This window comes from uncultured Tepidimonas sp., assembly GCF_938045175.1.
Lineage (GTDB): Bacteria > Pseudomonadota > Gammaproteobacteria > Burkholderiales > Burkholderiaceae_C > Tepidimonas.
Genome location: NZ_CALIND010000120.1, coordinates 1 through 5998 on the forward strand (window position 1 = coordinate 1; position 5998 = coordinate 5998).

General features: G+C 67.0%; 6 protein-coding genes. 3 read left to right on the plus strand and 3 right to left on the minus strand.

All coding sequences use genetic code 11. From position 1 onward, the window contains the following. From acnB to Q0716_RS06245, 3 genes are all read right to left on the minus strand, one after another. Positions 1-2167, minus strand: a 2167-nt coding sequence (acnB, locus tag Q0716_RS06235) for a bifunctional aconitate hydratase 2/2-methylisocitrate dehydratase (RefSeq protein ID WP_299020900.1), incomplete at its 3' end; no start/stop codon positions are given. A gap of 24 nt (positions 2168-2191) precedes the next feature. Continuing rightward, positions 2192-3205 (minus strand): aldolase/citrate lyase family protein, encoded by a 1014-nt coding sequence (locus Q0716_RS06240; protein ID WP_299020902.1) that lies wholly within the window; start codon positions 3203-3205, stop codon positions 2192-2194. 27 nt (positions 3206-3232) lie between these two features. Then, complete coding sequence (locus Q0716_RS06245; RefSeq protein ID WP_299020905.1) at positions 3233-4219, minus strand: malate dehydrogenase; 987 nt, start codon at positions 4217-4219, stop codon at positions 3233-3235. Between the two features lie 134 nt (positions 4220-4353). Here Q0716_RS06245 and Q0716_RS06250 point away from each other — a divergent pair, with 134 nt between their 5' ends. The 3 genes from Q0716_RS06250 to sdhD all read left to right on the plus strand — a co-directional run. Then, complete coding sequence (locus tag Q0716_RS06250) at positions 4354-5139, plus strand: GntR family transcriptional regulator (RefSeq protein ID WP_299020919.1); 786 nt, start codon at positions 4354-4356, stop codon at positions 5137-5139. A gap of 157 nt (positions 5140-5296) precedes the next feature. Then, positions 5297-5728 carry a succinate dehydrogenase, cytochrome b556 subunit gene (gene sdhC, locus Q0716_RS06255; RefSeq protein WP_299020911.1) on the plus strand — a complete coding sequence of 144 codons (432 nt, stop codon included), beginning with the start codon at positions 5297-5299 and terminating at the stop codon, positions 5726-5728. 23 nt (positions 5729-5751) lie between these two features. Continuing rightward, the coding region (gene sdhD / locus Q0716_RS06260; RefSeq protein ID WP_299020917.1) for a succinate dehydrogenase, hydrophobic membrane anchor protein at positions 5752-5998 on the plus strand (247 nt) is incomplete at its 3' end.

Here is a 5998-nt window from a genome sequence, read left to right on the forward strand (position 1 = left end):
CGCGGAAGTGCCCGATGTTGGTCATGCACGAGCCGATGAACGCCTCGTCGATCTTAGTGCCCGCCACTTCGGACAGCGGCCGCGCGTCGTCCGGGTCGTTCGGGCAGCACAGGATGGGCTCCTTGATCTCGTTGAGGTCGATCTCGATGACCGCGGCGTACTCGGCGTCGGGGTCGGCTTCGAGCAGCTGCGGGTTGGCCAGCCACGCCTCCATGGCCTTGATGCGGCGTGCCAGCGTGCGCGCGTCCTGGTAGCCGTCGGCGATCATGTTCTTGAGCAACACGATGTTCGACTTCAGGTACTCGATGATGGGTTCCTTGTCGAGCTTGATCGTGCAGCCCGCCGCCGAACGTTCGGCCGACGCGTCCGACAGCTCGAACGCCTGCTCCACTTTCAGATGCGGCAGGCCTTCGATCTCGAGGATGCGGCCGGAGAAGATATTTTTCTTGCCCTTCTTCTCGACCGTCAGCAGCCCTTGCTTGATGGCGTAATAGGGAATGGCGTGCACCAAATCACGCAGCGTGATGCCCGGCTGCATCTGGCCCTTGAAGCGCACCAGCACCGACTCGGGCATGTCCAGCGGCATGACGCCGGTGGCCGCGGCAAACGCCACCAGGCCCGAGCCGGCGGGGAAGCTGATGCCGATGGGGAAGCGCGTGTGCGAGTCGCCGCCCGTGCCCACGGTATCGGGCAGCAGCATGCGGTTGAGCCACGAGTGGATGACGCCGTCACCCGGGCGCAGGCTGACGCCGCCGCGGCTGCTGATGAAGGCGGGCAGCTCGCGGTGCATCTTGACGTCCACCGGCTTCGGGTAAGCCGCGGTGTGGCAGAACGACTGCATCACCAGATCGGCCGAGAAACCCAGGCACGCCAGGTCCTTGAGCTCGTCGCGCGTCATCGGGCCAGTGGTATCTTGGCTTCCGACGGTGGTCATGCGCGGCTCGCAGTAGGTGCCGGGGCGGATGCCCTTGCCCTCGGGCAGCCCGCAGGCACGGCCGACCATCTTTTGCGCGAGCGTATAGCCCTTGCCGCTGTCTTGCGGCGCCTTGGGCAGGCGAAACACGGTCGAGGCGGGCAGGCCCAAGAACTCCCGCGCCTTGGCCGTCAGCCCGCGGCCGATGATGAGGTTGATGCGCCCGCCGGCGCGCACCTCATCGAGCAGCACCTCGCTCTTGAGCTGGAAGGTGGCGATGACGGTGCCGTTTTTCTCGATCTTGCCCTCGTAGGGGTAGATGTCGATGACGTCACCGAAGTCGATGCCGCTGACGTCGACCTCGATCGGCAGCGAGCCGGAGTCTTCTTGCGTGTTGAAGAAGATCGGCGCGATCTTGCCGCCCAGGGTGATGCCGCCATAGCGCTTGTTGGGCACGAACGGGATGTCGAAGCCCGTGTGCCAGATGACGCTGTTGGTGGCCGACTTGCGGCTGGAGCCGGTGCCGACCACGTCCCCCACGTAGGCCACCAGATGGCCTTTTTGCTTGAGGCGCTCGATGACGCTGATGGGCCCACGCTTGCCGTCCTCGTCGGGCTCGAACGGCGCGTCCGGGCGCTTGTTCTTCAGCATCGCCAGCGCGTGCAGCGGGATGTCCGGGCGGCTCCAGGCGTCGGGCGCGGGCGACAGGTCGTCGGTATTGGTCTCACCCGGCACCTTGAACGCGGTCACCGTGATCTTGTGCGGCACTTCGGGGCGCGACAAGAACCACTCGGCATCGGCCCAGCTCTGCATCACGGCTTTGGCATGGGGGTTGCCCGCCTGCACCTTCTCCACCACGTCGTGGAAGGCGTCGAACATGAGCAGGGTTTTCTTCAGGCCCTCGGCGGCGATGGGCGCCACCTCGGCATCGTCGAGCAGGTCGATGAGCGGCTTGACGTTGTAGCCCCCCACCATCGTGCCCAGCAGCTCGGTGGCCTTGGCCTTGCTGATCAGGTCCACCGAAATGTCGCCGTGGGCGACGGCAGCGAGGAAACTGGCCTTGACCTTGGCCGCGTCGTCCACCCCGGGCGGCACGCGGTGCGTCAACAGGTCGACCAGGAACTGCGGGTCTTCCCCGGCGGGCGGGTTTTTGATGAGCTCGATCAGGTCGGCGGTCTGCTGCGCGTTGAGCGGCAGCGGCGGGATGCCCAGCGCCGCGCGCTCGGCCACATGGTCACGGTAGGCTTGCAACATGGTGAGTGCTCCGAAGAAAAGGTGTCAAGAAAAGTAGCCGCGCACCGACTCGGGCAGCGGCACGCCGGTGGCGTGGGCGCGCTCGAGCACCTGCCAAAAGTAACGGAAAGACGCGCGGTCGTGCAAATGCCCTTGATGCGATATCGGCGCCCAGTCGGCCGCCGCCGCCTGCACGATGATCTCGGCCGCAGTGGCGACCGCTTGCTCGCTGGGCTGGAAGGCCTGCACGATGGGCTCGATCTGGTCGGGGTGGATGCTCCACATGCGGGTGTAGCCGAACTCGCGCGCCGCGCGCCGCGCCGCCGCGCGCACCGCGTCGCGGTCGCGAAACTCGGTCACCACGCAGTGCGACGGCACCTTGCCGTGCGCATGCGCGGCGCTGGCGATCTCGAGCTTGGCCCGCCGCACCAGCGGGTGCTCGAACTGCCCGGGCAGCGCCATCGCCTCGGCTGGGATGGCCCCGCCATGCGCCGAGACGAAGTCCATCAACCCGAAGCTCAGCGACACGACGCGCGGGTGCGCCGCGATGTCGAACGCCCGATGCACGGCCGCGGGCGACTCGATGAGCACGTGCAGCGCCAGCGCGGGCGCGCCCGCAGCGTCCAGCGCGGCCGCGGCGCGCTCGACGTCGGCCACTGACTCGACCTTGGGGCACATCACGTGCGTGAGCCGATCCCCCACGGCACCGACGATGGTCGCCACGTCTGCCTCGAAGGCCGGATGATCCACCGGGTGCACCCGCACGCCGACGCGCGGCCGCACCGGGGCCGACCAGTCCAACCCCTGCACCAGCGCCACCACCAGCGCCGCGTGCTCGGCTTCGCCGCCCACCGGCGCGCCGTCCTCGCAATCCAGCGTCACGTCGAACGGGCACGCGCCGCGCTCGGCGGCCCACTGCGCCTGCAGCGCCAGGCTCTTGCGCATGCGCGCCTCGACCCCGGCGTAGTGATCGCACACGGGCAACGCCACCGCCCCCGCCTGCGCCCCCAGCAGCACGTCGCGCGGGTGCGGTGCTTTCGTGGCTCGGGCGTGGGTCATGGGGCGGCTGCGCATGCAGTGGAGGGGTCAGATCAGGTGCGCGACACCCTGGCGCTCTTCCTCCAGCTCGGCCAGGGTCTTGTTCAGGCACTGCTGGCTGAACTCGTCGATGGGCAGGCCCTCGACGACGGTGTATTCACCGTTGGCGCAGGTGACGGGGAAGCCGAACATGACCTCCTTCGGGATGCCATACCAGCCCTGCGACGGAATGCCCATGGTCACCCACTTGCCGTTGGTGCCCAGCGCCCAGTCGCGCATGTGGTCGATGGCGGCGTTGGCCGCCGACGCGGCGGACGACAGGCCGCGCGCCTCGATGATGGCCGCGCCGCGCTTGCCAACAGTGGGCAGGAACACGTTGCGGTTCCAATCCTCATCGTTGATCATGTCCTTGACCGACTGCCCCTCGATGGTGGCGAAGCGGTAGTCAGCGTACATGGTGGGCGAGTGGTTGCCCCAGACGCACAGCTTTTCGATGCTGGAGACCGGTTTGCCGGTCTTGGCTGCGATCTGCGACAGCGCCCGGTTGTGGTCCAGGCGCAGCATGGCGGTGAAGTTCTTGGCCGGCAGATCGGGGGCCGACTTCATAGCGATGTAGGCGTTGGTGTTGGCCGGGTTGCCCACCACCAGCACCTTGACGTTGCGGCTGGCCGACTCGTTGAGCGCGCGCCCCTGGGCGGTGAAGATTTGCGCGTTGGCCGACAGCAGGTCCTTGCGCTCCATGCCGGGGCCGCGCGGACGCGCGCCCACCAGCAGCGCGTAGTCGGTGTCCTTGAACGCGGTGCGCGCATCGCTGTGCGCCTCCATGCCGGCCAGCAGCGGGAACGCGCAGTCCTCCAGCTCCATCATCACGCCTTTGAGGGCCTTTTGGGCCTTCTCGTCCGGGATCTCCAGCAGCTGCAGGATGACCGGCTGGTCCTTGCCAAGCATCTCGCCAGAGGCGATGCGAAACAGCAGGGCGTAACCGATTTGGCCGGCAGCACCGGTGACGGCGACGCGGACGGGCTTTTTGCTCATGGGGTTCTCCATAGGGGGAAGTGACGAGGAATAGGCCCGAGTGTACTGTGGTAAACCCGCAGCGTCAATTTGTCTTATGTCTTATATAAGATATGATTGCATCCATGAAACCCGATGGTCAGACCGTCAAGCCCATGGCGCCACCCGCCCCTGCGGAGGGTGCGTCCGCTGCTGCACCACTGGCCACATCACCCACGCCGGCGTTCAGCCCGCTCTACCAGCAAATCAAGGCGCTGATCCTGCAGAGCCTGCAAGCCGGCGAATGGAAACCGGGTGACCTCATCCCCAGCGAGGTCGAGCTCGCCACGCGCTTCAAGGTCAGCCAAGGCACGGTGCGCAAGGCGATCGACGAGCTGGCGGCAGACAACCTGCTGCTGCGCCGCCAGGGCAAGGGCACGTTCGTGGCCACCCATGCTGAGCAGCACATCCAGTACCGCTTTTTGCGCTTGCACCCCGATGAGGGCACGGTCGAGAGCGTTGGCCCCGCCACGCGCGACATACTCGGCTGCCGCCGCGTGCGCGCCAACGCCGAGGTAGCGGCGGCGTTGCAGCTACGCAGCGGCGACCCCGTCGTCCAAGTCAGCCGCGTGCTGTCGTTTCAGGGCACCCCCACCATCCTCGAGGATCTGTGGCTGCCGGGCACCGCTTTCCGTGGCCTGACCCTGGAGACCCTGGTCGCCCACGCCGGCCCCATGTACGCCTTGTTCGAGACCCAATTCGGCGTGCGCATGGTGCGCGCCGAAGAACGCATCAAAGCCGTCGCCGCCAGCGACACCGCGGCCGAGCGCTTGCAGGTCGCGCCTGGCACCACGCTGCTGAGCGTGGAGCGGCTGGCCTACACCTACAACGGCGTGCCGATGGAGCTGCGCCGAGGCCTGTACCGAACCGACCGACACCACTACCGCAACGAGCTCAGCTGAGCAACCCCCAACCCCAAAGACCCTGATCGATGCTGCATTGCAATAGAATGTGACAGTTCCTCGTCAGTGATCGGATCCATCATCGAGCACTCGCCGCCCGCCCACGGCCATCACGGCGGCGACGGTGGAACCCCAAGACTCCCAGGAGAACCCCCCCATGACGCCCCTGCGCACTGCACGGCCCGAGTTCCGCAACATCAACGCCTTCAAGGACCTCACGACCTACCGACTCCCGGCCGCGGGCTGGGTGTCGATCCTGCACCGCGTCAGCGGCGCGCTGATGTTCCTGCTGCTGCCGTTCGTGGTCTGGATGATGGACACCTCGCTGTCGTCCGAGCTGTCGTACGGCACGTTCACGGCCGCCTTCGCGGCGGGGATCGGCTTCGTGCCCGGCTGGTTCGTCAAGCTGGTCGCGCTGGCCCTGATCTGGGCCTACCTGCACCACTTCTGCGCCGGCGTGCGCCACCTCATCATGGACGCCACCCACAAGGTGGACAAAGCCTACGGCCGCTCCTCGGCCATCGTCACGCTGGTGCTCAGCCTGGGCCTGACGGCCATCCTCGGCGCCAAGCTGTTCGGCCTGTACTGATCGTTTTCGACGGAGTAATCACAATGGCAGTCAACTACGGCTCCAAGCGCGTCGTCACCGGCGCCCACTACGGCCTGCGCGATTGGCTCGTGCAGCGCGCCACGGCGGTGCTGATGGCGCTCTTTACGGTCATCCTGCTGGCGCAAGTCATCTTCACCCCCGGCCCCATCGGTTACGAGGCATGGGCGGGCATCTTCGCCGCGCCGTGGATGAAATTCCTCACCTTCTCGGTGGTGGTGGCCCTGGCCTGGCACGCCTGGATTGGCGTGC

Excerpts from the sequence above, each read along its gene's own strand:
- Q0716_RS06250 (WP_299020919.1), top strand. The coding sequence starts at position 4,354 with ATGGCGCCACCCGCCCCTGCGGAGGGTGCGTCCGCTGCTGCACCACTG.
- sdhC (WP_299020911.1), top strand. The coding sequence starts at position 5,297 with ATGACGCCCCTGCGCACTGCACGGCCCGAGTTCCGCAACATCAACGCC.
- Q0716_RS06245 (WP_299020905.1), bottom strand. The coding sequence starts at position 4,219 with ATGAGCAAAAAGCCCGTCCGCGTCGCCGTCACCGGTGCTGCCGGCCAA.
- Q0716_RS06240 (WP_299020902.1), bottom strand. The coding sequence starts at position 3,205 with ATGACCCACGCCCGAGCCACGAAAGCACCGCACCCGCGCGACGTGCTG.